27 protein-coding genes are annotated in these 25,108 nt (G+C 42.7%); 18 read left to right on the top strand and 9 right to left on the bottom strand.

The genetic code is table 11. The annotated features are described in order from the left end of the window. Positions 1 to 142 precede the first annotated feature (142 nt). The 8 genes from RMY31_RS02485 (at position 143) to RMY31_RS02520 (ending at position 6,187) form a co-directional block, all read left to right on the top strand. A complete protein-coding gene (locus RMY31_RS02485; protein ID WP_322666393.1) occupies positions 143 to 1,162 on the top strand; it encodes a PEP-CTERM sorting domain-containing protein in 1,020 nt (339 codons plus the stop codon). Between the two features lie 1,008 nt (positions 1,163 to 2,170). Next, positions 2,171 to 2,935: a serine O-acetyltransferase gene (gene cysE / locus RMY31_RS02490; RefSeq protein WP_322666391.1), complete on the top strand. Its 765-nt coding sequence runs from the start codon at positions 2,171 to 2,173 to the stop codon at positions 2,933 to 2,935. Next, a complete protein-coding gene (locus RMY31_RS02495) occupies positions 2,928 to 3,170 on the top strand; it encodes an Asr1405/Asl0597 family protein (RefSeq protein WP_322666388.1) in 243 nt (80 codons plus the stop codon). Before cysE ends, RMY31_RS02495 begins: the two co-directional genes overlap by 8 nt. Positions 3,171 to 3,257: 87 nt before the next feature. Further along, positions 3,258 to 3,458: a DUF2949 domain-containing protein gene (locus RMY31_RS02500; RefSeq protein WP_322666385.1), complete on the top strand. Its 201-nt coding sequence runs from the start codon at positions 3,258 to 3,260 to the stop codon at positions 3,456 to 3,458. Between the two features lie 418 nt (positions 3,459 to 3,876). Then, positions 3,877 to 5,010, top strand: coding sequence for a homocitrate synthase (gene nifV, locus RMY31_RS02505; protein WP_322666383.1), 1,134 nt, complete (start codon positions 3,877 to 3,879; stop codon positions 5,008 to 5,010). After that, entirely contained in the window at positions 4,997 to 5,284 is a 288-nt protein-coding gene (locus RMY31_RS02510; RefSeq protein ID WP_214433619.1) for a nitrogen fixation protein NifZ, read from the top strand. Before nifV ends, RMY31_RS02510 begins: the two co-directional genes overlap by 14 nt. Beyond that, positions 5,259 to 5,462, top strand: a complete 204-nt coding sequence (nifT, locus tag RMY31_RS02515; protein ID WP_322666381.1) for a putative nitrogen fixation protein NifT — start codon at positions 5,259 to 5,261, stop codon at positions 5,460 to 5,462. The genes RMY31_RS02510 and nifT overlap by 26 nt, the downstream gene beginning before the upstream one ends. Positions 5,463 to 5,632: 170 nt before the next feature. Beyond that, positions 5,633 to 6,187: a (2Fe-2S) ferredoxin domain-containing protein gene (locus tag RMY31_RS02520; protein WP_322666379.1), complete on the top strand. Its 555-nt coding sequence runs from the start codon at positions 5,633 to 5,635 to the stop codon at positions 6,185 to 6,187. Positions 6,188 to 6,292: 105 nt separating this feature from the next. Here RMY31_RS02520 and RMY31_RS02525 read toward each other — a convergent pair whose 3' ends face one another. Then, positions 6,293 to 6,415 (bottom strand): hypothetical protein, encoded by a 123-nt coding sequence (locus RMY31_RS02525; protein ID WP_409877150.1) that lies wholly within the window; start codon positions 6,413 to 6,415, stop codon positions 6,293 to 6,295. A gap of 45 nt (positions 6,416 to 6,460) precedes the next feature. On the opposite strand from RMY31_RS02525, the gene RMY31_RS02530 reads away from it, so the two are divergent. Genes RMY31_RS02530 through RMY31_RS02540 form a run of 3 tightly spaced genes read left to right on the top strand, consistent with a single transcriptional unit; the run spans position 6,461 to position 9,399 of the window. Continuing rightward, positions 6,461 to 7,459 carry an STM4015 family protein gene (locus tag RMY31_RS02530; RefSeq protein ID WP_322666377.1) on the top strand — a complete coding sequence of 333 codons (999 nt, stop codon included), beginning with the start codon at positions 6,461 to 6,463 and terminating at the stop codon, positions 7,457 to 7,459. Between the two features lie 3 nt (positions 7,460 to 7,462). Next, positions 7,463 to 8,605: an STM4014 family protein gene (locus RMY31_RS02535; protein WP_322666374.1), complete on the top strand. Its 1,143-nt coding sequence runs from the start codon at positions 7,463 to 7,465 to the stop codon at positions 8,603 to 8,605. Beyond that, positions 8,602 to 9,399 (top strand): STM4013/SEN3800 family hydrolase, encoded by a 798-nt coding sequence (locus RMY31_RS02540; RefSeq protein WP_322666372.1) that lies wholly within the window; start codon positions 8,602 to 8,604, stop codon positions 9,397 to 9,399. The genes RMY31_RS02535 and RMY31_RS02540 overlap by 4 nt, the downstream gene beginning before the upstream one ends. 9 nt (positions 9,400 to 9,408) lie before the next feature. Here RMY31_RS02540 and RMY31_RS02545 read toward each other — a convergent pair whose 3' ends face one another. Continuing rightward, on the bottom strand, positions 9,409 to 10,536 hold the full coding sequence (locus RMY31_RS02545) for a GGDEF domain-containing protein (RefSeq protein ID WP_409877153.1): 1,128 nt from the start codon (positions 10,534 to 10,536) through the stop codon (positions 9,409 to 9,411). Positions 10,537 to 10,856: 320 nt separating this feature from the next. On the opposite strand from RMY31_RS02545, the gene RMY31_RS02550 reads away from it, so the two are divergent. From RMY31_RS02550 to RMY31_RS02560, 3 genes are all read left to right on the top strand, one after another. Beyond that, positions 10,857 to 12,233 carry an STM4012 family radical SAM protein gene (locus RMY31_RS02550; RefSeq protein WP_322661592.1) on the top strand — a complete coding sequence of 459 codons (1,377 nt, stop codon included), beginning with the start codon at positions 10,857 to 10,859 and terminating at the stop codon, positions 12,231 to 12,233. A 62-nt stretch (positions 12,234 to 12,295) separates the two neighbouring features. Further along, positions 12,296 to 13,165, top strand: a complete 870-nt coding sequence (locus RMY31_RS02555; RefSeq protein ID WP_322661590.1) for an STM4011 family radical SAM protein — start codon at positions 12,296 to 12,298, stop codon at positions 13,163 to 13,165. Between the two features lie 28 nt (positions 13,166 to 13,193). Beyond that, the gene (locus RMY31_RS02560; protein ID WP_322661588.1) at positions 13,194 to 13,769 is read left to right on the top strand and encodes a Uma2 family endonuclease; all 576 of its coding nucleotides are present in this window, start codon (positions 13,194 to 13,196) and stop codon (positions 13,767 to 13,769) included. A 240-nt stretch (positions 13,770 to 14,009) separates the two neighbouring features. Here RMY31_RS02560 and RMY31_RS02565 read toward each other — a convergent pair whose 3' ends face one another. Beyond that, on the bottom strand, positions 14,010 to 15,401 hold the full coding sequence (locus RMY31_RS02565) for a 1-acyl-sn-glycerol-3-phosphate acyltransferase (RefSeq protein ID WP_322661586.1): 1,392 nt from the start codon (positions 15,399 to 15,401) through the stop codon (positions 14,010 to 14,012). 249 nt (positions 15,402 to 15,650) lie between these two features. On the opposite strand from RMY31_RS02565, the gene RMY31_RS02570 reads away from it, so the two are divergent. After that, positions 15,651 to 17,657, top strand: coding sequence for a proline--tRNA ligase (locus RMY31_RS02570; RefSeq protein WP_322661584.1), 2,007 nt, complete (start codon positions 15,651 to 15,653; stop codon positions 17,655 to 17,657). 484 nt (positions 17,658 to 18,141) lie between these two features. Continuing rightward, positions 18,142 to 18,759 carry a GerMN domain-containing protein gene (locus RMY31_RS02575; protein ID WP_322661582.1) on the top strand — a complete coding sequence of 206 codons (618 nt, stop codon included), beginning with the start codon at positions 18,142 to 18,144 and terminating at the stop codon, positions 18,757 to 18,759. Here RMY31_RS02575 and RMY31_RS02580 read toward each other — a convergent pair. The 4 genes from RMY31_RS02580 to efp form a co-directional block, all read right to left on the bottom strand. Next, complete coding sequence (locus tag RMY31_RS02580) at positions 18,756 to 18,941, bottom strand: hypothetical protein (protein ID WP_409877157.1); 186 nt, start codon at positions 18,939 to 18,941, stop codon at positions 18,756 to 18,758. The two genes, RMY31_RS02575 and RMY31_RS02580, sit on opposite strands and share 4 nt — an antisense overlap. 204 nt (positions 18,942 to 19,145) lie before the next feature. Beyond that, entirely contained in the window at positions 19,146 to 19,493 is a 348-nt protein-coding gene (locus tag RMY31_RS02585; RefSeq protein ID WP_322661580.1) for an ArsR/SmtB family transcription factor, read from the bottom strand. Between the two features lie 79 nt (positions 19,494 to 19,572). After that, positions 19,573 to 20,130, bottom strand: coding sequence for an acetyl-CoA carboxylase biotin carboxyl carrier protein (gene accB / locus RMY31_RS02590; protein ID WP_322661577.1), 558 nt, complete (start codon positions 20,128 to 20,130; stop codon positions 19,573 to 19,575). Positions 20,131 to 20,238: 108 nt separating this feature from the next. Continuing rightward, positions 20,239 to 20,796 (bottom strand): elongation factor P, encoded by a 558-nt coding sequence (gene efp, locus RMY31_RS02595; protein WP_322661575.1) that lies wholly within the window; start codon positions 20,794 to 20,796, stop codon positions 20,239 to 20,241. A gap of 225 nt (positions 20,797 to 21,021) precedes the next feature. Here efp and RMY31_RS02600 point away from each other — a divergent pair, with 225 nt between their 5' ends. Continuing rightward, the gene (locus tag RMY31_RS02600; RefSeq protein WP_322661594.1) at positions 21,022 to 22,128 is read left to right on the top strand and encodes a peptidylprolyl isomerase; all 1,107 of its coding nucleotides are present in this window, start codon (positions 21,022 to 21,024) and stop codon (positions 22,126 to 22,128) included. A 155-nt stretch (positions 22,129 to 22,283) separates the two neighbouring features. On the opposite strand, the gene RMY31_RS02605 is transcribed toward RMY31_RS02600, so the two are convergent. Next, positions 22,284 to 22,856, bottom strand: a complete 573-nt coding sequence (locus RMY31_RS02605; protein WP_322661573.1) for a Uma2 family endonuclease — start codon at positions 22,854 to 22,856, stop codon at positions 22,284 to 22,286. Positions 22,857 to 23,002: 146 nt separating this feature from the next. Here RMY31_RS02605 and thiL point away from each other — a divergent pair, with 146 nt between their 5' ends. Continuing rightward, positions 23,003 to 24,019 (top strand): thiamine-phosphate kinase, encoded by a 1,017-nt coding sequence (gene thiL / locus RMY31_RS02610; RefSeq protein ID WP_322661571.1) that lies wholly within the window; start codon positions 23,003 to 23,005, stop codon positions 24,017 to 24,019. 72 nt (positions 24,020 to 24,091) lie between these two features. Here thiL and RMY31_RS02615 read toward each other — a convergent pair whose 3' ends face one another. Beyond that, complete coding sequence (locus tag RMY31_RS02615) at positions 24,092 to 25,105, bottom strand: type I glyceraldehyde-3-phosphate dehydrogenase (RefSeq protein WP_322661569.1); 1,014 nt, start codon at positions 25,103 to 25,105, stop codon at positions 24,092 to 24,094. Between the last annotated feature and the right edge of the window lie 3 nt (positions 25,106 to 25,108).

Below are 25,108 nucleotides of genomic sequence, written 5' to 3' on the forward strand. Positions count from 1 at the left end.
AAGTTACTAAATTCCATTTAAATCGTTTTACGTAATTTTACTATAACTTCATCATAACTTTATAAAAAGTATTTATATTACTTAAGTAATTATTTAAACTGATTTTTACGGATAACAAATACGTAATGCTAACTGAGTTTTTATGACTATTTCTATAGTTTGGAAAAAGCTATCGATAGCTACTGGCAAAGCAGCATATTTTCTAAAAGGAATAGGCTGTGTATCGGCTACTGGTACTGTTTTAGTCGCATTCAGTACATTAACTGCTCAAGCTGCTGTAATTAGTAACGGTGAGTTAAGCGTCGAGATCCGTAATGATAATGGTGCTATAAACTCTTTATTGTTTGGTAGGAAGGAATTTTATCGAAAAGGTACTTTTGTTTCTGACTTTGGTTTTCAAGTTGGAAGCGATACAAGCACTTTTGTACTCAACAGTGCCTTAAAAAATATAGGTCAACCAGTAACTGTCAGCAAGAATAATAACTCTGTATCTGTTACTGGAAGATATACTCAGGGAGGATCTGCGATTGATTTCACTCGCACTTACTCCTTAGTTCCCAACCATAATGTGTTACGAATTACAACTAATTTTATTAATAGTGGTGCAGATACCCTTTTGAGCTATTTCGACACATTCGATCCCGATCAAGGTATTGCTCAAAGAAATGGCTATGGTACTTATAATGATGTGTTCTCAATTGCGACAGGCAATGGAATAGCAAAAGTAGGTCAAGCTACAGATATTAGTAAATTGTCAGTAGTTATTGCTTCCTTAGATCCTGATGTTACCGTTGCCTCTGGTTTTCCTTTTAAAATCGGTGACGGTAAGACTTTAAATAACTTCTTTAATTCTCCTTTTGATGGAAATGGCAGTTATGTTGATAATGGAACTCATATTGGTTTGCGAAAGCTTTTGACTGCTGGTAACTCATTCAGCTTTACTTTCGATCAAGGATTTGGAAATACATCTATTAAAGCTCAACAAGAGTTTCTGGCAGTAAATGGTGGTGGTACACCTGTTGGTGGCGAAGTTGGGGGTAAACCCGTTCCCGAACCTCTAACTATTTTTGGTTCAGTTACGGCTGTGGGATTTGGGATAATGTTTCGCAAAATGCGCTTAAAGAAATTTCGCAAGAGTCTAACACAAGGCAAAAACTCGTAATCAATGCGTTGCTTGGCTCGATTAATTTCTTCTCTACCACAATAGCTTTGCCAAAAAAACAGGTAGTCTAGCTTTTGCCGAAATAACTTAACACAAGAGCGTGCTTGATTTTTAGGCAAAATGTAAAATCCAGTTCAGACGGACAATTGCCAACCTCAGGCTCCGATTTCAATGATGACGATCGCCATCGACTAGGAGCGCTTGTTTCTATTTCAGATATGGTAAGCTTTTGGCGATCGCACGATCGATGCATCTCCTCCTAGCACAAGCTCTAAAGTCAAAGCTACTCAGTACTCAAGTTGTATTGGCAAATTAGAGGTATTACACCTAGCTGTAATAGACGGTAGGCATTTTTGACCTGGTGGTGCTTCAACTGATGCAAGTCTAAATAAGTTTAATACTCAGCTTGGTTTCAACGCCAGTCAAACAATTTGGGAATTTTTTCAACGCCACAGTTTTTCTTAAGTTGAGAAATTTAGCCAGGATTTCTATATATTTTGAAACGTATACATACATACAGACAGCAAACCCTAAAACAAAATTAAAAAACCTGTTATTTACTCAGCAAAATAATAAGATAGTAATCGTAACTAGAGATACAGATATTTGATTAGTTGCTCTTTTACCCTTCGGGTTCGCAGTCGCCTGCGGAGGGAGACCCTCCCGCAGCGCTGGCTCACCTCATCTTTGCGAGCAGGTGAGTACAACTTAATATATCGCAAAATATCTTGTCTAAATCGCCTGCAAACTCTTACAGGCAAAGTCATTTCTAGTGAGTACAAAAACTCTTAACCCCCCATCTCAAAAACACTAGTACCCCCATCCTGAAACACTAGCACCCCTACCCCAAGATAAATTTTAAATTTCCCTTAAATCTGGGTTTGAGGTGTGTGAGTACAACCTTAATTAATCCAATAAATCCAATCCAACTTAGATGTACTGTCCTGTTGTGAGCTACCTGCTATAAGCATAAAAATAGCACATGGCTCTTTCAACCAGACAGTAACGATGCAACAGTCATTAGACAGTATCAAGAAGATCGAGACTCCAAAAACAACCAATTCTACAAATACATACTTGCTGAAAAATTTACTCTCTGGCGTTTTTTTTGAGCCGTTATTGAGTGATTTTCGCATCATCTTTGAACGCGATCCAGCAGCACGTAATTGGCTAGAAGTAGTGTTTTGCTACCCTGGATTGCACGCACTTTGTTTGCATCGTCTCGCCCACTGGTTGCATTGTCGAGGAATAGGTTTCATCCCTCGGCTAATTTCTCACTGGGGTCGGTTTTTGACAGGGATTGAAATTCATCCAGGCGCAGAGATTGGTAAAGGCGTATTTATCGACCACGGTATGGGCGTTGTCATTGGTGAAACTGCGATCGTGGGAGACTATACATTGATTTACCAGGGTGTCACCCTTGGCGGAACTGGAAAAGACAATGGCAAGCGCCATCCTACCTTGGGCAAAAACGTTGTAGTGGGTGCAGGTGCGAAAGTTTTGGGAAATCTGCAAATCGGCGATCGCGTCCGTATTGGCGCAGGTTCAATAGTCTTGCGCGATGTTCCCAGCGATTGCACAGTTGTAGGCGTTCCCGGTCGAATTATTTCTCGTAAAGGAAGCGCAAACCTTTCTCCCCTAGACCATGGAAAACTTCCCGATGTTGAAGCAAGCGTGATTCGCTCTTTACTTTTCCGCATTGAGCAACTCGAACAAAAACTCAATAATCAACAGTCATTAGTTTTAGACAAAGGACAACAGACAAATGACTAATGACATTTTAGGCGCTCAAGTTTTGCAGATTCCTCTAAGCGATCGCTGGCTAATTTATCATCGTTTACAAGAGTTGATGATTTCCTGTTCCTGTCCCGCTGATGGTTCCTTACGGGTACAAGTAAATAATTTACTAGAAGCAGTTCTAATCCGCAGTACCGTTATGCAATTTCTTGCTTCTCGCCACGAATTAATTGAGTGGCTAGAGCGTTGCTGGGATTACAGTGCTGAGTAAAAAACAAACAAAAAACAAAACAGCCTGTAGCAAGCTGTTTAAAGTGTGTCTTAATTACGAATTACGAATTACGAATTACGAATTACTATGACGACCCGTAAAAGCGAGAAAAAATTTATTAATTTTTTACATAATGAACTCGCACTTTCTAATGCAGATATTGCTGTAGCGCTACGACATCGTGAGTTTGATAATGGGCCGTTACCAATGCTTCTCTGGCAGTATGGACTGGTTAACTTAGAACAGCTAGAGCGGATTTTAGATTGGTTAGATGAGGAATATTCATAGATTCGCCAGACTACTTTGCACTACACATGTTTGTATTCCAACAGACAAACGAATTTTCAATTATACGAGGTTGCCACCATGATTTCTACTTTAATTGCTGGATTTGGGATCTTACTTTCTCTAGGTATTGCTAACAGCTACTTTAGCTATCTACTACTCGAAAAAACTTTACATAGCAATAGTAAAAATGATTCTTAAATTATACCTGTTTTTGGTTTTCTGTCATACAGATGTGATGTTGGTAGTCGGCTAATATTAAAGAATCATGAAGATGAATTATTAGTTGTAATATTTTATAGCATTTACCATTCATCCTTCAGCATTTGTATTAGGTATTCACCACTACCAGGAATTGCAGAAAAATAGGTTCACAATCCAGAAAGGATATTAAGAGAAATTCCTAAGAGGGATGTTTGAGATGAATGAAATCCTAATTAATGACACTACATTACGTGATGGCGAACAAGCGGCAGGTGTTGCTTTTACTTTAGAAGAAAAAGTAGCGATCGCCAAATTTCTGGATGCCATTGGTGTTCCGGAATTAGAAGTCGGAATACCAGCAATGGGTGAGGAAGAAACTCGCGCCATCTCAGCAATTGCTGACTTGGGTTTGCAAGCAAAACTCTTGGGGTGGAACCGTGCTGTCATATCGGATATCAAAGCTTCCATCGCCTGTGGCATGAAGCGAGTGCATATTGCCATTCCCGTTTCTGGAATCCAAATAGCTGCTAAATTTCATGGTCAGTGGCGAGTCAGCTTGCAAAGACTCAAAGATTGTATCAGCTTCGCCAGCGATCGCGGTCTTTGGGTGGCAGTTGGCGGAGAAGATTCCTCTAGAGCAGATGATAACTTTCTTTTAGATGTAGCACTTTATGCTCAAGAATGGGGTGCATCAAGATTTCGCTTTTGTGACACTGTAGGAGTTCTCGACCCCTTCAGCACATTTGCAAAAGTCAAACGGCTGGTTTCAGCTTTGTCAATTCCTGTAGAAATCCACACTCACAATGATTTCGGTTTGGCAACTGCCAACGCTCTTGCTGGTATTAAAGCTGGAGCCTCATCCGTGAATACCACAGTCAACGGCTTAGGTGAAAGGGCTGGAAATGCCGCTTTAGAAGAAGTTGTCATGTCAATCAAACGCATCTATGGCATTGATTTGGGTATTGACACTCCCCGTTTATTGGAACTGTCGCAACTTGTAGCTTCGGCATCAAATTCCAACGTACCGCCTTGGAAAGCAATTGTTGGTGAAAATACCTTTGCTCACGAATCTGGAATTCACGCTCATGGTGTACTGCAAAACCCCATCACTTACGAACCATTTGCTCCCGAAGAAGTAGGTTGGGAACGACGTTTAGTAATAGGTAAACATTCTGGTCGGCATTTAGTTTCAAACTTGCTACAGCAGTACGGTATCTTTCTCAACCCAGAAGAAACTCAGTCTGTTTTAGATGCAGTTCGCCAACAGTCGGTACAGAAAAAACGCAGTCTTACAACCGAAGAACTTTTGAATTTGGTCAGAGAACAGAGGTATTCTCATGCAACGCGATGAATTAGAGCTAGACTTGCCACCCGCTTTTGAAATTGGTGAAAAAGTCAGAGTTCGCAAACTCCTCAAAAACGATGGTACATTTCCCGGTCAAGAAATCGGGGCAGTTTTAGCGAAAAAGGGAGATATTGGCTACGTAGCGAGTATAGGCACTTATTTGCAGAGTTCTTATATTTATGCCGTGCATTTTTTGAATACAGGGTTCGTCGTCGGTTGTAAGAAAAAAGAACTAGAATCTGTTGAGGAAACTAATGAAAGTAATGCTCCGCGTGAATGATGCCGGCAATTTGGTTGTCTACGTTGCTAAAAAAGACTTAGAAGAAGAAGTAGTTAAACAAACAGAAGGCAATGATGGCAAGATTCTCACTCTAGCAAATGGCTGGGAATTGGAATTTCGGGATTTACCCGCTCCAGAAAATTTACCCCAAACTGTAGAAGCTAAACGCCTTACCTAAAAATAGTACTGAGTTTGGAGTAAGGAGTGATGAATTAGCAAAAGTTGTTTATTCAAAACTCCTGCCTCCTGCCCTTCGGGTTCGCCAGTTGCCCCTCTCGGCAGAAGCCAAGATGGGGACTGGACTCACCTCCTGCCTTCTGCCTCCTAACTCCTAACTTTTAATCGAACATGGGTGACAAATTTTTGCAGTTATCAGAAGTAAACCTTGAGGGACAATTCCTGGGTTTTGTTGGTGATGTACCACGTAAATCTAAATACTTGCGATTAGCAATTCCTTCTGGGGATGTGCTAGTCAAAATTCCTAAAGAGTTACGTAATCCCCTAAGTTTATCTTTAGAGCCTGGCGAACAAATTCATGTTTATGGATTTAGTAAGTTAGACAAACACACAGGCAAGATTAAACTTAAAGCTTATCAAGTATCACCAGTTGATGTTTGTCCAAACCACAATATGCCACCTCAAAATCAAGCGAGGATTATGGTATGTCAAAAGTCCGGTTGCCTGAAGCGGGGTGGTAAAGGCTTATTATCAGAGTTAGAAAAGACTTTGTGCGATCGCGGTCTATTAGATAAAGTTCAAATTGAGCATACTGGCTGCCAAAAACGTTGCAGCAGCGCACCCAATTGCGTATTACAGCTTGGTAAAAAGAAATACAAGAAAGTTCATCCAGAAGCGATCGCATCGCTGTTAGAAAGTCACTTAAATAATTTGGGTCTTGGCTAATAAGGCACAAAGTTCATAACAGCCTTCTTTCTCATCCAAAGTTGCGTTCCGAGTATCGTAGGCCAGGTTTTTGCCTGGCCTACTTTTCATGTTTGAATGCAGCTTTCAAAAACCATTAGCCGTCAGGCTCAAATTTTGACTAATTAATAGAACCAATGTACTATTTTCAGTAAGACTCCATAATAGGGAGCGATCGCCACTGAGGTTGGCAAAAATTCGCATATTCACATAAATTTATTGTGAATCCCATTACCAATCTAGAGGTAAGGTGTCATGGCAAGTAATCACAATCAAACTTGGAATCTCCAAGAGCGTTTGCAGAAGTATCCAGGCTATAGAGCTGAACACACAACTTTATTTGCGAATCGGCAAGTAACAGACTATAACCCAGAAATTGGCATCAGCAATCCTGTAGGTACTGCCTACGCCTTGAGATGTGATTATGATGAGGACGAAAAAGCTACAGACAAACTGATGCAGCTGCAACAAGATCCCCAAGTTGACAAGTTAGAAGCTTTAGTTATTGGAACATGGGAAGGAGAGATGGCTGGTGGTAGTTCCAGTTTTCTCATTGAGGCGCTGGTTGGTGCAAAAGATTGGTTTCCCAGTCTGAAAGCGCTATTTATTGGAGATATTCACTACAGTGAATGTGAAATTTCTTGGATTGTGCAGAGTGATATCAGCCCGATTCTAGAAGCTTATCCCAACTTAGAGATATTGCAAGTTCGGGGTGGTGACGGTTTAGCATTCACTCCCTTTGTGGGACACGAGAATTTAAAAGCACTGATTGTCGAGACTGGAGGGTTGAGTAGTGCAACTATTGCTCAAATTTGCGCTCTCGACTTGCCTAAATTACAGCATTTAGAATTGTGGCTGGGTTCAGATAATTACGGCGGAAATTCCTCAATTGCAGACTTTAACCCGATTTTAGTTGAGCGGAAGTTCCCGAATTTGATTTATTTGGGACTACGAAATAGCGAATATTCTGACGATATCGCAGAAGCTGTAGTGCGCTCGCCTCTCCTCAACACTATCAGAATACTCGACTTATCAATGGGAACGCTGAGCGATGCAGGCGCTGAACTTTTGCTCAAAAATCCAGTTGTGCAGCAATTGGATACTTTCAATATTGCCGAAAATTACCTATCTGATGAAATACTTGCATTTGTAGAAGAACAACAGGCTAATTTCCCAGTTCAAATCATCATAGATGGGCAGAAAAAAGATGAGTATGAGGATGAAGAGTATCGTTACTGCTCTGTTGCTGAGTAAATAATGATGCTCAACTTTGTCGTCATTGCCAACCCCGAAAATCGCCGGGTTGGTTTGTTGCAACAGGCGCTCTTCAATTTTGATTTAGCACCTGCAACAGTAGTGGCTTACGCAGACTTAATTGCAGGTAAAGAAACACTGGAAAGATTCAACGCACCGAATACCATTATCCGGTTTGAGTCTCCTGAAAAGAACTTTCGGGTGGAGAAAGCTATTATTGCTGCGGGTGCGGAAGTACCAGATGCAGGTAATCAACAGCGTATTAATGCTAGCGCTACTGCTGAATTAACCTTCGATAAAGGGCGGATTCTTTACCCCCGACAATGGTATTTAGGTTGGCGATATTTACTGCACAGATGGGAAAAGCAACTTCAATGCCCAACCATGAATCATCCGCATGATATCACCGTGATGTTTGATAAGCCATTGTGTTGCGATCGCTTCCTGCGTCACAACATTCCAGTCCCGCGTTCTATCGGTGTGATTTACAACTACGACCACTTAAGAGAACAGATGGAATTGCAGAAGTGCGATCGCGTCTTTATCAAACTCGCCCACAGTTCTGCTGCCTCTGGAATCGTTGCCTACCGTACCAATTCCCACAGAGAATCTGCCATCACCACCGTCGAACGAGTCCGACAAGGCGGGCAAACTTTCCTCTACAACTCCCGTAAAATTCGTCACTATACTAAACGCGAAGAAATTGCTGATATTATTAACCTCTTGACTGCTGAAGGCGTTCAAGTAGAAGAATGGCTTCCCAAAGCCCAAATGCAAGGCTGTCAGTTTGATGTGCGTGTAGTCGTCATCAATGGTGAGGCACAGCACATCGTTATCAGATTAGGAAAAAGTCCTATGACCAATTTACACCTAGGCAACGAGCGAGGAGATACAGAAGAATTCCTAGCAAAAGTTGGATACGAAAACTGGGAAGTAATGAAACAAACCTGCCAAGCCGCAGCAGCCTTATTTCCCAATAGTTTATACTGCGGCATCGATTTACTAATTCTTCCCAATTTCCGCAATCACGTCATCTTGGAAATTAATGCCTTTGGTGATTTATTACCAGGAATTACTTGGAATGGTATAGATACGTATACAAGTGAAGTGCGGGCAGTATTAAAGGGGGAAAAATGCTTGACATGAATCAAATCGTCGGTAAATCCGACATAATCTTCATTACTCTAGATACTTTGCGCTATGACGTAGCCAGAGACTTGCTCGCACAAGGACGCACCCCTAACTTAGCAGCAGTTCTACCAGAAGGCGGCTGGGAAGAACGCCATTCTCCAGGAAACTTCACTTACGCTGCTCATCATGCCTTTTTTGCAGGCTTTCTGCCTACACCTGTTACACCAGGAATACACCCGCGATTATTTGCTTTAGGGTTTGAGGGCAGTACCACCACTACCAAGTATACTTGTGTGTTGAAGGGTTCCAATATTATCCGTGGATTCGCTGCCAAAGGTTACTATACAGTTTGTATTGGTGGTGTCGGCTTTTTTAACAAACGCAACCCTTTAGGCAACGTTTTTCCCTCTCTATTTGCTGAAAGTCATTGGAGTCCAGAGTTAGGTGTGACCAACCCTAACTCTACAGAAAATCAAGTAGCATTAGCCCAAAAAATTCTCACGCAAACCCCCAAGAATCAACGTCTATTCTTATTCATTAATATTTCAGCTTTGCATCAACCCAATTACTTTTATCTCTCTGATGCTAAAACTGACACCTTGGCATCTCACGCCGCAGCTTTGGAGTATGTTGACAAGCAGTTAGCCAAACTCTGGGATGCCTTCCGACAACGCGCTTCAACCTTTTGTATCCTCTGCTCAGACCACGGAACAACCTACGGCGAAGATGGTTATACAGGGCATCGTCTCAGTCATCCTTTAGTCTGGACTGTTCCCTACGCCGAGTTTATTTTGAAGAGTGAGAATTAGAGAAATTTGTCATACTACTGAATTGATGTTAGAACTTCGCTTGGCACGTTTTTGCTGATACATCAACTCATCTGTCTGCAATACCAGTTTTTCCAATGAAACATCTTTATTTATAAGGCATTGTTGAAATCCAACACTCATTGATAGATGATAACTTCTACCTCGATTCTGATTAAAGGAATTAACGTTCGCTTGCAGGCGATCGCTAATTGCATTCGTACGATCTGAACATTCAGGAATGAATATGACAAACTCATCACCCCCCCATCGGGCAACGATGTCAGAATCTCGACAGGTTTGTCTTAGTAGCTCTGCTGTATCAGCAATTACACGATCTCCAACTTCATGTCCAAATGTATCATTGATTTGCTTCAATCCATCTACATCTACAAATAAGAGGCAACAAGACGTTTGTCGCCGATGGGTAAGCTTTAATTGCTGCTCTGCAAGTAGAAAAAAGCCTCGTCGATTGTACAGTCCAGTTAATTCATCCGTTAGAGATAAGCGCCTGACTTCTGCCTCAACTTTTTGACGCTCCTCCATTTCTTTTTCTAGTGCAGAGGTTCGCTCGCGGACTCTTTGTTCTAATTCACTATAAATCTGCACATTTTCTATCGCGACAGCCGTTGTGTCCGCCAATGCCTGTAATAGCTTTACTTCTTCTACCGTTGGCTGATATAACGTTGCCCAATATGTTCCAATTGCACCGATGGGGTTACACATTCGGATTGGCACCATTGCCAAGCTTTTAACAAAAGTCGGTTGGTAAGCTGCAAATGGAATCCGTTCATCTCTATAAATATCGCTAATTACAACAGGCTGACAGTTTTGCATTGTATATCCACTAATGCAAATGCTCATTGGGAAACGTTGCCCTTTCCATAAGGGAGCGATCGCATCTTCATCTGCGTAATAACATTGATCTCCATCTCGTAGCACAAAACTAGCTCCATCTGCCCCAGTCAACTTACGCGCAGACTTTCGCACAATCGCCATGATTTGCTCTAGCGTTCGTGCTAGTGACAATGCTTGAACAACCTCTATTAAATGCTCTATCGCCTGAACATAAAGTATTTCAGCTTTGACATCATTAGAATCAGAAATGATGCCAGGTGAAGCAGAGCTTTGAAAATTCATGCGCTGACACCGAGAAAAAAGATAAAAAATCATTTTAGGCTGCGAGCGGGATCGCAATATCCTGATTCTAAAAAACTTCCTATTTTTTTGTATTAGAGATGTTACGGATTTATTAAATCATATATCTAAAGAATGATTGCAAAGCTGTCTTAATATGTTAAATGGAGAGTCAGCTTGCACAAAATTAATCAAGAAGACGCTACAACGGGAAGTCCGTCCGCTGGGTGTCTTTGCAACGCGCTGCGGCGTTGTTGCAGTTAGTTTTTCTATAACTTTGTGTAATTCCCAGATTAATTTTTAACAAAAATATTTCACATTTTATGATTAGAACTAAACTCACAAATCTCAAATCTTTACTTCAACGATCGCCATACCAAACTTACGTCTACTCATATCCTCATAAGACAGCATATCGTCCTCTGAATCCAACTGTGTCTCTCGCAGATTTGTGGTCAAAGCAGGATAGAAAAGCATTGTTTCTCTACATTCACATTCCATTTTGTGAAATGCGTTGTGGATTTTGTAACCTGTTTACCACCGTTACTCACAATGAGGACTTTGTTAGTCAATATGTCCGCACCGTTCAGCGACAAGCACGACGAGTAAAAGCAGCTTTGGGAGAAGCGTCTTTTGCAAGATTTGCTCTTGGTGGCGGTACACCAACTCAGTTACCTATCCACCAATTGGAAACAATTCTGAATGTGGCTGAAAAGACTATGGGCGCTAGCTTGCAGGATATTCCTGTTTCTGTGGAGATGTCACCAGAAACAGCAGAAAAAGATAAATTACAGCTATTGCGCGATCGCGGCGTTGACCGTGCTAGTATTGGCGTTCAAAGCTTCATTGAATCGGAAGTACTAGCTACGCAACGCCGCCAAGCTACCGCACAAGTGGAAGCTGCACTCACCAGAATGCGAGAAGCTGGCTTTCCCACGATTAATATTGACTTAATTTATGGGCTACCCGGACAGACTGTAAGTAGCTGGTTGCAATCGATACGTGCTGCCCTCAACTTTCAGCCAGAAGAAATTTACCTATATCCATTGTATGTACGACCGCTTACAGGTTTGGGACGTACTGACAAAGAATGGGATGATATTCGTTTGGCATGTTACCGCGAAGGGCGATCGCTCCTGTTATCTTCTGGGTATACTCAAGTTTCCATGCGGATGTTCCGACAGGAAAGACAAGAGGGACAAGGAGGACAAGGGGGACAAGGAAGAATTGCTACCTTGTCTCCTCCTTCTCCCGTCTACTGCTGTCAGGCAGATGGGATGGTTGGTCTAGGCTGTGGCGCACGTTCCTACACAGACACTTTGCACTACTCGAATGAATATGCTGTGGGTTCTAAAGAAATTCGCGATATTCTGCAAGCTTATATCCAGACACCCAATGAAGCTTTCGACTACGCTAGCTATGGTTTTCAACTGGATAACGAAGAACGCCGTCGCCGCTATATTTTGCTATCTCTTCTCTCTGATGAAGGGTTGAATTTTGTTATTTATCGGCATCGATTTGGGACAGATGTAATGGTAGATTTTCCAGAACTCACCGAATTACTATCCCTGAATCTGGCGACGCAAAACGAACAAATTTTATGTTTAACTGATGCAGGTATTGAGCGTTCTGACACAATTGGTGCTTGGTTATTTTCTGATAGGGTGCGGCAACTAAGCCAGACTTATGAGTTGAAATAAGTTTTAGCTACTGAGAAAGAACAAACTAGATTTTTCGCTTTTATTAAAACTCAAAACACTCCATGCACCTCACTATCCTCTATCGCGGGCCAATTATTAGTTGCAACTATGGCTGTGAATACTGTCCCTTTGCCAAACGACAGCAGTCAGCAGCAGAATTAGCAGTTGATAGACAAGCACTAGAACAGTTTGTTAATTGGGTTGCCCAACATTCACAGCACCAATTCTCAATCTTATTTACCCCTTGGGGGGAAGCACTTATCCATAACTGGTATCAACAGGCGCTAGTGCAATTAACCCAAATTCCTCACGTTCATAAAGCGGCAATTCAAACCAATCTTTCTTGTCAACTAGATTGGGTAGAAGAATGCAACAAAGACCGATTAGCCTTGTGGGCAACCTTTCATCCGGAATGGGTATCGCGCGATCGCTTCCTCTCTAAATGCCTCGAATTAGATCGGCGGGGTGTCCGCTTTAGTGCGGGAGTTGTCGGCTTTCCTAAATACAAAGACGAGATTGCTAATTTACGTCAGGAGTTACCAAACCATATCTACTTATGGATTAATGCTGTAAAGAAAGAACTGCCTAATTTATCAAATCAAGACCGAGATTTCTTTCAGTCTATCGACCCATTATATGAATTGAACACTCAGCATTATCCTAGCTTTGGTCGTGCTTGTCGTGCTGGTGAATCGGTGATTTCTGTTGATGGTGACGGTAAAATGCGACGTTGCCATTTTATCAAAGAACCGATTGGGAATATTTACGATCGTGACTGGGAAACTGCTTTGTGCGATCGCCTCTGCACTAACCAAACCTGTCACTGTCATATCGGTTACGTTCACCTCGATTACTTAGAATTAGACAAGGTGTTCGGGTCTGGAATTTTAGAACGCATTCCTAATAATTGGGTATTGCAAAGATTAAGATAAAAAATAAACCTATATACCCTTATTTTTCATGAGCTTCACTACTGCTAAACGCTTCACCATAGCTGAATATCACCGTCTGGCAGAACTCGGCTTTTTTAGGGAAGATGACCGAGTTGAACTAATCAAAGGAGAAATTTACCAGATGGCAGCCAAAGGTACACCGCACTCGGTTTGTAACACCCGCTTGTATCGGGAGTTATTTAAGCTTGTTGCGGAACGGGCGACTCTTAGAGGACAAGAACCGATTATTCTTTCGGAGAACAGCGAACCAGAACCCGATCTAGTCGTTGCACAAAATCGTCCTGATGACTACCTGGCAGTTCATCCTAGTCCAATCGATGTATTGTTAGCAATTGAGATTGCTGATTCCTCTTTGAAATATGACCAAGAGGTAAAATTACTTATTTATGCAGAAGCGGGTATTACTGATTATTGGATATTTAATTTAATAGATAATTATTTGGAGTGCTACAGTGAGCCTTATCAAGATTTGCAAGGTAAATTTGGTTATCGCCACAAGTTGATTTTTCTGCCTCATGAATCTGTTAATTTACCATTCTTCCCTGATTTAGTTCTGGATTTATCTAAGGTGTTTCCAGGGTAATACATCATGTATGATGAATGAAGATGCGATCGCTTAATTTTACATAGCATAACCTTAGACTATATAGCATTTATATAGTCGGTATTGTCCTTGATTTTGAAGACCTATTCAGTACACCACTTCTGTAGTTAATCAACTCGATGGCATAGTGACGCACAATCCTGAAGATTATACAAATGTCACTTTGAGAATTTTCACACCCACAGGTTGATTCAATAACTTGGAATATTACCCTGATAATCAAATCAAACTTTCCATCGCCTGTTGTAAATCATTCGTCAAATCAGCAACAGCTTGCCTTGCTCCTAAGCGACTCTCTTTATAAGCTGGGTAATGCTCCGATACTGATATCGGTTCACCAATGGTAATTTTTACTTGTTGCTTACCCAATTGCGGACGACGAAAAGATTTTTCGCCTCTAATCTTAGCGATCATCTGCCATAAAATTAAAGTTGTTTCAGCAAACCTTTCTACTGTCGGTTTTTCGCGGATATAGTTACCAGAAACTGCTACAAAACTTTCTACTAACCGCATGTGCCACATCCGAGCATTCGCCTCTTCAGCAACGCGATCGCCTAAAGCTTTTTCGACAGCAGATAATCCTTTCACTTCCTTATATTCTTCTCTAAAGATATAGTTCCAACCTGCTTGTTCTACCCGCCGACAGCGGTCATTCAATTGTCCTTTTGGCTGCAAGTCAAAATATTGCTCTGATATTTGTAGTGCTGCATTCAATAAAGCTAGTAAACGCACTGCTAGCGCTTCATTTCTATCTTTAATTTCCTCAGATATCTTTTGGGCATCTGGCAGCTTTTGATGATAAAACCGCGTGTAAAATTGTTCCATCAGGGACAATAAATGTTCTGCCAAAGTCAATAAGCGTGGATAAAGCAACTCCATCGAGGCCACATTAGCTTTTCCTCCTGGATTCACAGGTAAACCACTAGCCGCTTCCAATTCACTTAAAAGTTGAGCGATCGCACCCCAAGGAGCGGCAACATAACTATATTTAATCCCAACTGGTACAATTAGAACCTCCTCGGAGCGTCCTGCCTTGTGCAAATCTTCAGCACACCAAAAGCCTAATTGGGCAATACCTGGTTCTAGTGGGCTGATAATCTCAGATAAACCATTAGTAGCTCCTTCTGGCGCAGCAGCCATTGGGAATTGCCCATTGGCAAATAACTCACGCGCCGAACGCAACCCCGTCCAGTCAGCCTTACCTCGCTGAATGGGAGTCCCACCCAAACGAGAAGCAATCCAGCCGACGTAGGAACCTGCCCATAGAGGAATGCCGCGATCGTAGATAAAATGAGCATGAATTGGAGGTTGTAGTGCTTTGCCCTGCTCTCGTGCTACCCTTGGCACGAGTTGAGAAAACAAATAGGTCAAACAAAATGGATCGTCTGTTTTGGGATGGCGAAATGCCAGTAAAAAACGAATCTTGCCCTCTTGAAATTGGCGATACAGATCCACCAAAACCTCTACATTGTCTGCTTCAATTTGGGTAATAGCTGTTTGCCAATTAATCCAACTTGGTAGCAACAGATGAACGGCTTGTAGCAACAAGGGATTGAACTTTGGGGATATAAATTCTAAGGGTGGCTGCGCTTGATAAATTACATTTGACAAGGTAGTTGTCTCCTTAAAGAGTGAAGTAGGGGAGCAAGAGAGCAGGGGGAGCAGGGGGACAGTAGAGGGGTAGAGGAGCAGAGGGGAGAATAATTCTTAACTTTTGTACAGACGCGATTAATCGCGTCTCTACTCAGCACTACTGACCACTGACCACTGACAAAAGAAATAACACTTTATACTTCATAGTTCATACTTCATCCTTGATACTTCATACTTTATTAGTGATTCTGGAAAGGGAACTAAACGATGCGACTGTCACAAATGTTATTCGTTACACTCCGGGACGATCCAGCTGATGCTGAGATTCCTAGCCATAAATTATTACTCCGTGCAGGTTATATTCGTCGCATCGGTAGTGGTATTTATGCATATCTCCCGTTGATGTGGCGGGTATTGCAAAAAGTTTCCCAAATTGTCCGCCAAGAGATGAATGCTACAGGCGCACAAGAATGTCTTCTCCCGCAATTACAACCAGCCGACTTATGGAAGGAATCAGGACGCTGGGACACCTACACCAAAGCTGAGGGAATTATGTTTTCCCTAATTGACCGCCGCGAGCAACAATTGGGATTAGGCCCAACTCATGAGGAAGTCATAACAACGATCGCTCGTGATATGATTCGCTCTTACCGTCAGCTACCGCTGCATCTCTATCAACTGCAAACTAAATTTCGGGATGAAATTCGTCCCCGCTTTGGTTTGATGCGCGGACGGGAATTCATCATGAAGGACGGTTACTCGTTCCATGTTGATGAAAACAGCCTCAAAGAAACTTACCAAGATATGTACCAAGCCTATAGCAATATGCTGCGGCGTTCCGGTTTAGCTTTTCGGGCAGTAGAGGCTGATTCTGGGGCAATTGGTGGTTCTGGTTCTACAGAATTTATGGTGTTAGCGGAAGCTGGTGAAGACGAAGTTCTGTTCACCGAGGATGGCAAATATGCTGCCAACGTCGAAAAAGCTGTTTCTTTACCAGCTGATGCTGAACCCTCACGGTTTACAACCTATGAGAAACGCGATACACCTGGAACAGAGACGATTGACAAGCTCTGTCAATTCCTCAAGTGTTCTCCCACCCAAGTGGTAAAAAACCTTCTGTATAAGGTGGTTTATGCTAACGATAATACTTTACTCGTTCTAGTGAGTATTCGTGGCGATCAGGAAATAAACGAAGTTAAACTTCTCAACGAATTAACAAAAAAACGAGATCAGTATGGTCGTACTTCAACAGTTTTATCTTTAACTGTTTCTGACATAAGCGATCAGAAGATATGGGCAACCAAATCCTTACCTATTGGCTATATTGCTCCTGATTTATCTAGTGATTATATTGCTACTCGTAACTTTACAAGGCAAGAGCTTCAAGAGGAATTGAAATTGGAAATTGATGAAATTATCAAAGATTTACCATTATCTCCATCCTATAGCTTGCTTGACATAAAAGAAGCGGTTAAGAACAAATGTAATGCTTCTAATCTTTCTCAACAGGAAAATCTATTCAATGCACTTAAAAAAATACGAGAACTGCAATTAAAGTATCCAATTGCTATGGAGCGGTATATTGATAAAACAGCTGTTGAGTTAAAAAATTTTGTTACAGGTGCAAATGAGACTGGCTATCACGTAGTTGGCGCTAATTGGGGCGAGCAATTTCAACTATCAGAAAATGTTGTGGATGTACGGAAAGCTAGACCAGGCGATCGCGCCCTTCATAACCCAGAACAAACTTTACAAAGTGCTAGAGGAATTGAAGTCGGTCATATCTTCCAATTGGGTACTAAATATTCCCTAAGCATGGGAGCAAGTTATACAAATGAACAGGGTGAAGAAAAGCCACTATTCATGGGTTGCTATGGGGTAGGCGTATCACGATTGGCGCAATCAGCGGTAGAGCAATCTTACGACAAAGACGGGATTATTTGGCCGGTAGCGATCGCACCTTATCACGCAATTGTGACAATACCTAACATTAATGATGCTCAACAAGTTGAGATTGCCGAAAAACTTTACACTGAACTCAATCAAGCCGGAATTGAAACTTTACTAGATGACCGCGATGAACGGGCTGGAGTAAAATTCAAAGACGCTGATTTAATTGGCATCCCTTACAGAATTGTCACCGGACGGGCGATCGCTAATGGTAAAGTCGAAGTTGTAGAAAGAGCAACGCGTAAATCTCAAGAAATTGTTATTGATGAGGTTAAATCTACACTCAAACAATGGATTGCAGCAGCAATAGAGGTTAAAAATTAAACGCCAAAACCGCTAATTACTACGCAGAAAAAACTTAACAGTTGTTAAACTTATATGGGTTCGCAGAGAAGCAAATACTTTGCGAATCCATAGCATTTCCGAACAGCATAAGCGGCGCAAGAGACTTTTCTGTGCATTTGTAATTGTTAACAATCTCAAGAAAAGATTGAGATTTACAGATTTACATAATTTGGCAGGTGACGGATTACAAGTGTAAATTCTAGAATTGGAGATGAAATGCCTAGAATAAGCAACTCCACTATTTGGATATATAGCAATCCTAAATGATTTGTAAATATTCTGTTTTGTCAGTCGATCGTTAACCGTCAGCAATCAACAGCCTCCACAAATTTCTCACAACTCACATGGAATTGCTATATAAAGCCTTTAGGTTTTTGGAAACTCTCCACTTGTAAGCATCGTCCTTAACCAGGCTGCTCTGCCACAAAGATCGTCTCAGCCCTTATTCAGGAAGGTTCTAAATATGACAGACCAACAAGGATCTAAACGTATTTCTTCAGGTGTGATTGCAGCCGTCTCAGCAGCGGTTGTAGCGGTAAGTGGTGGCGTGGCTTGGATGACTTGGAATAACAATCCTCCTACACAGTCCACACCGCCGAATACCTCTCAAGGAATCACCAAGTCACAAGGCCCAGTAACTGCACAGCCAGGTAATGAGCAAACCGCTAATATTTATTGGCTCAGACCAAAAGAAAAAACTGTTGATTTGGTTCCCCAACCAGTTCAAATAGCTGCCACACAACCTAACCAAGTTTTAGAAAAAGCTTTTCAAACTTTGTTAGAAGGCCCATCAGAAGGAACAGATTCTACCACTATTCCCAAAGGAACTAAATTGTTGGGACTGAAAGTAGAAAATGATGAGGTTCATGTTAATTTATCTGAGGATTTTACCAAGGGTGGTGGTAGTACTTCAATGGTCGGTCGCGTGGGACAAGTTATTTACACTGCTACAACTTTAAATCCCAATGCCAAGGTGTACATTGACGTGAACGGCAAACAATTAGATGTTTTAGGTGGCGAAGGCGTGGAATTGCAACAGCCACTAACTCGTGAAAGCTTTAAACAAAACTATCCACTTTAGTCAAAAGGAGACAGTGCTGTGGTGTTAGCGAAGCGGTAGCGAGTCATCGAGCGTCGGCAGTCCGATCTTGAGGAGCTACTGCGTTGGACGGGTGTCCCGGCTTGAAGCAAGTGGCGTGGTTTCCCCCATAAGGAACTGCCGATCTTCGCAGCATTAGCGAGTCCTCGCCCAAGGGGAGCCACTGCGGTCTTGGGGTTTCCGTTTCGTTGTAGGCAGAACGCCTTACCGCAGGGTAGGAAGTGTCGTTAGCGCAGCGAAGCGCAAGGAACGAACGTCATCCGAAGGGGGGTTACCCCGTTGAAGCAAGTAGCGTGCAACTGTCGTTCAAAAGTCAACAGTCAATAGTCAAGAATTTCACTTTAGAGTGTGGACTAATGACTCTTGACTCAGAGTTTGGTATTCAACACACGAAAGCTACGGGCTTGCTGTTCTAACCTTGTGGCGAGGCGATCGCAAACCCGATTGCACAATTCAAAAATCATTTGATCCTCCACCCTGTAGTAAGCGCAAGTTCCTTCACTGCGGCGGCTAAGGATTCCTGCTTGCCACATAACCTTCAGGTGTTTGGACACATTTGCCTGTGAAGTCTGTGTTGCCTCTACCAATTCTTGCACGCATTTTTCTTCATCCCGTAGTAAATGCAACAGCCGTAGGCGCATCGGCTCACTTAATAGGCTAAAGTATTCGGCTACTTGTTGCACCACTTCCGGCGGTACAGGCAACGCTTGTTTCATCAGGATTGACCCGCAGAACTGACTGTTTTACCAATGACTCATTTGCTATCAATGATTCACTTGATATATAGATTAATACTTAATCAGGGTTAATTCTCATCAAAGGTTGACCATATTCCACAGGTTCGCCATTTTGGACGAGAATCTCCATAACTTGTCCAGATATCTCAGCCTCAATTTCATTCATCAGCTTCATTGCTTCGATGATACAGACTGTTTGACCGCTGCGGACGCGATCGCCCACTTCCACAAATACTGGTTCACTAGGTGCGGGGGCACGATAAAACGTTCCTACCATTGGAGAAGGCACTTCTACCAATCTCTTATCAATCTTTGGAGGAGAATTTACTGACACTTGCACTCCAGAACTTGCTACAGCAGTTTCCGTGACGCGACTTGTCCCTACTTCCGGCATCAAAGGTGGTGCTGTCTGTGTTCCAATTGGTGGAACTGATGTCAATCCCGAACCAACCACACTACTTAACGCTGCTTGACCAACCGACACAAGATGATTGCTAACGCTAGTGGTTTTACGTACCGTTAGTTCAAAGTTCTCACTTTTGAGTGTTACTTCAGCAATATCTGTTTGTGCGATAGTTGCCAGCAGTTGGCGGATTTCATTAAAGTCCAATGGCACAGTTTTTATTACCTCGACCTGTCCGTAAATTAAGAATTTTCAGTGTGGCAGGGATTTAATCCCTATACAGGGATTGAAATCGGAATTTACTCTGGGATGAGATGAAACCTATTCCCTGCCTAGATATTTATCATCACGTGTATCAATTTTAATGCGTTCTCCTTGGGAAATAAACAAGGGAACCATTACAGTTGCACCAGTTTCCAAAGTAGCTGGTTTAGTCCCACCCGTAGCAGTGTCACCCTTTACACCTGGATCTGTTTGCACTACTTCTAACACTACAGAGTTGGGCAGTTCCACTTCTAGCACTTGTTCGCCCCAACGAATGACGTTCGCTTCCATGCCTTCTTTGAGGTATTTTACGCGATCGCCAATTTGGGCTGCGCTCAATCTGCCTTCTTCATAGGTTTCCATATCCATAAAGACGAACTCATCGCCCTCTTTATAGGTATGCTGCATCGTGCTTTTTTCCAGAGTAGCTTGCGGTACTGTTTCCCCAGCGCGGAACGTTCTTTCCACAACGCTCCCACTCTGGACATTTTTCAGTTTTGTCCGCACAAAAGCGGAACCTTTACCAGGCTTAACGTGGAGGAACTCTACCACTCGCCATACAGACCCATCTAAGACAATTGAGACACCGGGTCGAAAGTCGTTACTGGAGATCATGAAGCTTTCAAATTTTGGAAGACAATCGGCATTTATTGTACCCTTCAAGCGGAGTGTTTAGTCATTAGTCATTAAGTAATTAGTCAAGAGACTGAGTATTGGGTACTGGTGAAGAATCTTTTTAATCCTAATCTCTAGTCCCTAATCCCCAGTCCCTAATACTGTGGGAAGATGATTGATGGGTTACGCCTAGTCAACAATTTGATGCTGCATCTGAGCCATCTCATGTTTAACTTTTTAAGATCCTGGCTGAAGAACAGCCTAATGGCAATACTGTTGGTAACAATATTTTTAGGCATAAATACAGCTGGCTGGACTCCCTCGAGTAACGCCGCCCTGCCATCTGGAAATGCAATTACCGATGGCAAAGCTTTGTTAAGGTATGCACTCCCGATAGATAACAAGCCTGTGCGGGAACTGCAAGCCAGTTTAGAAGATATCTCTAACCAATTGCGGGCAAATAAGCGCTGGGGTGCTATTTCCAAAGACCTCAGCAAAGCATCCCGCGTTCTAGATAAACCTTCCCAAATCCTAGCAGCCGTTCCCGAAGACCGCCAGTCCCAAGCTCAAGCTTGGCTAGATGAATTGAAGTCTGGCGTGGATGCACTACAAGAATCGGTAAAAGTCAAAGACAAAGAACAAATTCTCCAAGGAAGAAACAAACTACTAAATCTCGTTACCCAATTAGAAGAATCAATGGTGAAGGGATTTCCCTTTGAAGTGCCTGCTGAGTATAGTAATCTACCCCAACTTAAAGGTCGTTCTACTATAGCAATTAAAACCAACAAAGGCGACCTAACTGTTGTAGTAGATGGTTACAGTGCCCCAGTTACAGCAGGTAATTTTGTAGATTTGGTGCAACGGGGTTTTTATAACGGTTTGGAATTCACTCGTTCGGAAGAATCTTATGTACTGCAAACTGGAGATCCACCAGGAAAAGATGTAGGTTTTATTGACCCACAAACGGGCAAATACCGCGCTATTCCTTTAGAAGTGTTAGTTGAAGGTGATAAAAAGCCCACTTACGGCATTACACTCGAAGATGCTGGTCGATATCTCGATATGCCAGTTTTGCCATTCTCTGCCTTTGGTGCATTAGCTATGGCACGTCCTGAAACTCAAGTCAATGGAGGTTCATCGCAAGTTTTCTTCTTTCTTTTTGAGCCAGAACTCACCCCCGCAGGACGTAACCTATTAGATGGTCGTTATGCAGTTTTTGGATATCTTACCGAAGGCAAAGAAGTTTTGGATAAACTCAAAGCAGGTGACAAAATTGAATCCGCAACTGTCGTCCAAGGAATAGAGAACTTGGTTGAGCCACAAGCAGCATAATCAATTTTGGATTTTGCAGAAAGTTGCCATAGCGAAGCGCGAGTCTTCTCCCAAGGGGAGACGCTACTCGACCGAGCGTCGGAGGGTTTCCCTCCGCAGCAAACTTTCCAAGACGGATTTTGGATTTTGGATTAATTCTAAAATCTTAAATCTTACTAACCCAGATTACCTGCATCAAACACCCACTCAACAGCGATCGCCAATTCTGGAAAAGTCCGCGATACAATCTTTTGGTTAGCAGTAAACACTGTTTCTTCGTACAATCCTTCTTCCAGCAATAACAGCGAAATCTTATTCTCTATTGGGTCTACAATCCAATACTCAGGCACTTCCAAAGCTGCATATTCAGACCGCTTATAGCGATAATCCCGTTTCACGGACTCTGGACTCACTACCTCTATAATTAATAAGGGAGGTGACTGAAATACAGCAGATAAATTAATCAATTCCCTTGCTTGTTCTAATGTCACCACACACAAATCAGTCAATCGAGACTTATTTCTCCCCGTTCTCACCCCGCTTTCCCGAAAACACAGCCAAGGTAAGCTCAAACGTTTGATTTCTGCATCTAGCGCTTGTTCGAGAAATTTAGCAATCAGGAAATGTTCAATCGTGGGTGGGTTCATTAGTTCTAATCTGCCATCCACCAATTCATAATGAAAACCATTGCCATCATCATAAGTTAAATACTCCTCAAATGTGACGTTAGTTATTGGTGTAGTGAGCATTTTAGCTAACTCCTAAACGATACCCTTATCCTAACTTTAGCTAGTTCTGAGTGAGTCAGAGGAAGCGAGAGACGCGGGGACGTAAAGGCAAAGAGAATAACTTTAGTCTTCTAAACTACTGACCACTGACTAGTGACTACTGACTAATGACTCAACAAGTTAGAGATATTGGAGAACAAGGTCTTTTAGAAAGATTACAGCGTTTTTGTCCCCCTGAAATTATTGGGGATGACGCGGCGGTGCTGATAACCGCACCAGAGCAATCTTTGGTAGTGACAACAGACTTATTGATTGATGGCGTGCATTTTAGTCATGTCACCACTTCCCCAGAAGATGCTGGTTGGCGAGCTGCTGCTGCCAATTTATCAGATTTGGCGGCAATGGGTGCTTTCCCTATTGGCATCACCGTCGGACTGGGACTCCCTGGCGATGTGAGCGTGAACTGGGTGGAGCTTTTATACCAAGGGATGACTGAATGCCTACAAAAATACAATACCCTGATTGTGGGCGGTGATGTAGTGCGATCGCCTGTGACTACTCTGGCAATTACCGCTTTTGGTCAAGCCGATCCTCATCGAATTATCCGCCGTTCGGCTGCTGTTGTGGGGGATGCGATCGTCGTTACAGGTGTTCACGGAAACTCTCACGCTGGCTTACAATTGCTCTTGCATCCAGAATTGAGACAAAACCTCAACGATGCGGAATATAATACTCTCATCAAAGCCCACCAGCGTCCACAACCGCGATTAGATGTCTTACCAATTTTATGGGAAATTGTAGAGACATTACATGTAACGTCTCTTCACCCCGTCGCTGGGATGGACAGCAGCGATGGCTTAGCAGACGCCATTTTACAAATCTGTCGCGCTAGTGGTGTTGGCGCTGTCCTAGAACACAGGCAAATTCCCTTTCCAAAAACTTTTGACAGCTGGCTGACAGAAGAACAAGCGTTGGAATATGCACTTTATGGTGGCGAAGACTTTGAATTAGTCCTATGCTTACCTAAAGAACTTGCAGATGTATTAGTGCAACACCTTGGCCAAGGCGCAGCTATTGTCGGAACTATCACAGTGGGATCAAAAGTACTCTTACACGATAAACATCAAAAATTCCCTGACCGAGTTCTGAGTCTCAGCCAGGGATTTCAACATTTCAGTCAATAGTCCATAGTCAAAAGATTAGTTTTCAGAGCTTAACTATTCTCTATTGACTAATGACCATTGATAAAGGACAAATTATTGCCACTTTTCAGCTACTAGTTCAGCCAAATCCAAGACTCGCTGGCTGTAGCCCCATTCGTTGTCGTACCATGCCATGACTTTCACTAGGTCACTGCCCATAACCAAAGTCAAGCTGGCATCAACAATTGAAGAAGCGTCAGTACCTTGATAATCTGACGATACCAGTTGTAGTTCGCTGTAGTCCAAAATCCCTTTCAGTGGGCCTTCAGAGGCATCTTTGAGAGCTTGATTAACTTCTTCAGTAATAGTACGCTTCTCAACCTGAACCACGAAATCTACCATTGAAACGTTCGGGGTAGGTACGCGCAAGGCAACACCATTCAACTTGCCTTTGAGGTCTGGGATTACCAGCGCCACTGCTTTTGCCGCACCGGTGGAGGTGGGCACAATGTTAATGGCTGCTGCCCTGGCCCGTCGTAAATCCCGGTGAGAAGCGTCTAGCAAGCGCTGGTCACCGGTGTAGCTATGGGTGGTCGTCATCGTGCCTTTGATGATCCCGAATTTATCGTTCAACACCTTGGCGATGGGAGCTAAGCAGTTGGTTGTACAGCTAGCATTGCTAATAATGTGATGTTTGTTGTGGTCATAATCGTGATGATTCACGCCAACCACAAAAGTACCATCCTCATTTTTACCAGGAGCGGTGATTAGAACCTTCTTGGCTCCAGCATTCACGTGCTTTAATGCACCTTCCTTGCTGGTAAACACACCCGTTGCTTCGATAATCAGGTCAATTTCCCAATCTTTCCAGGGCAAGTTTTCTGGATTGCGGTCAGATACGCACTTAACGGTCTTACCGTTAATGATGATAGAGTTATCATCGGCAGTAATGTCAACATCCTTTAACTTCCCTAGCATCGAGTCATACTTCAGGAGGTGAGCATTCGTTCTAGGGTCTGATGTGTCATTAATAGCGACAAGATCGATATTGCTATTTTCTCTGCCCACCCAGCAGCGTGCAAAGTTACGCCCGATGCGCCCGAAACCGTTGATTGCGACTCTAATCACAGT

This window comes from Dendronalium sp. ChiSLP03b (assembly GCF_034531165.2).
GTDB lineage: Bacteria > Cyanobacteriota > Cyanobacteriia > Cyanobacteriales > Nostocaceae > Dendronalium > Dendronalium minutum.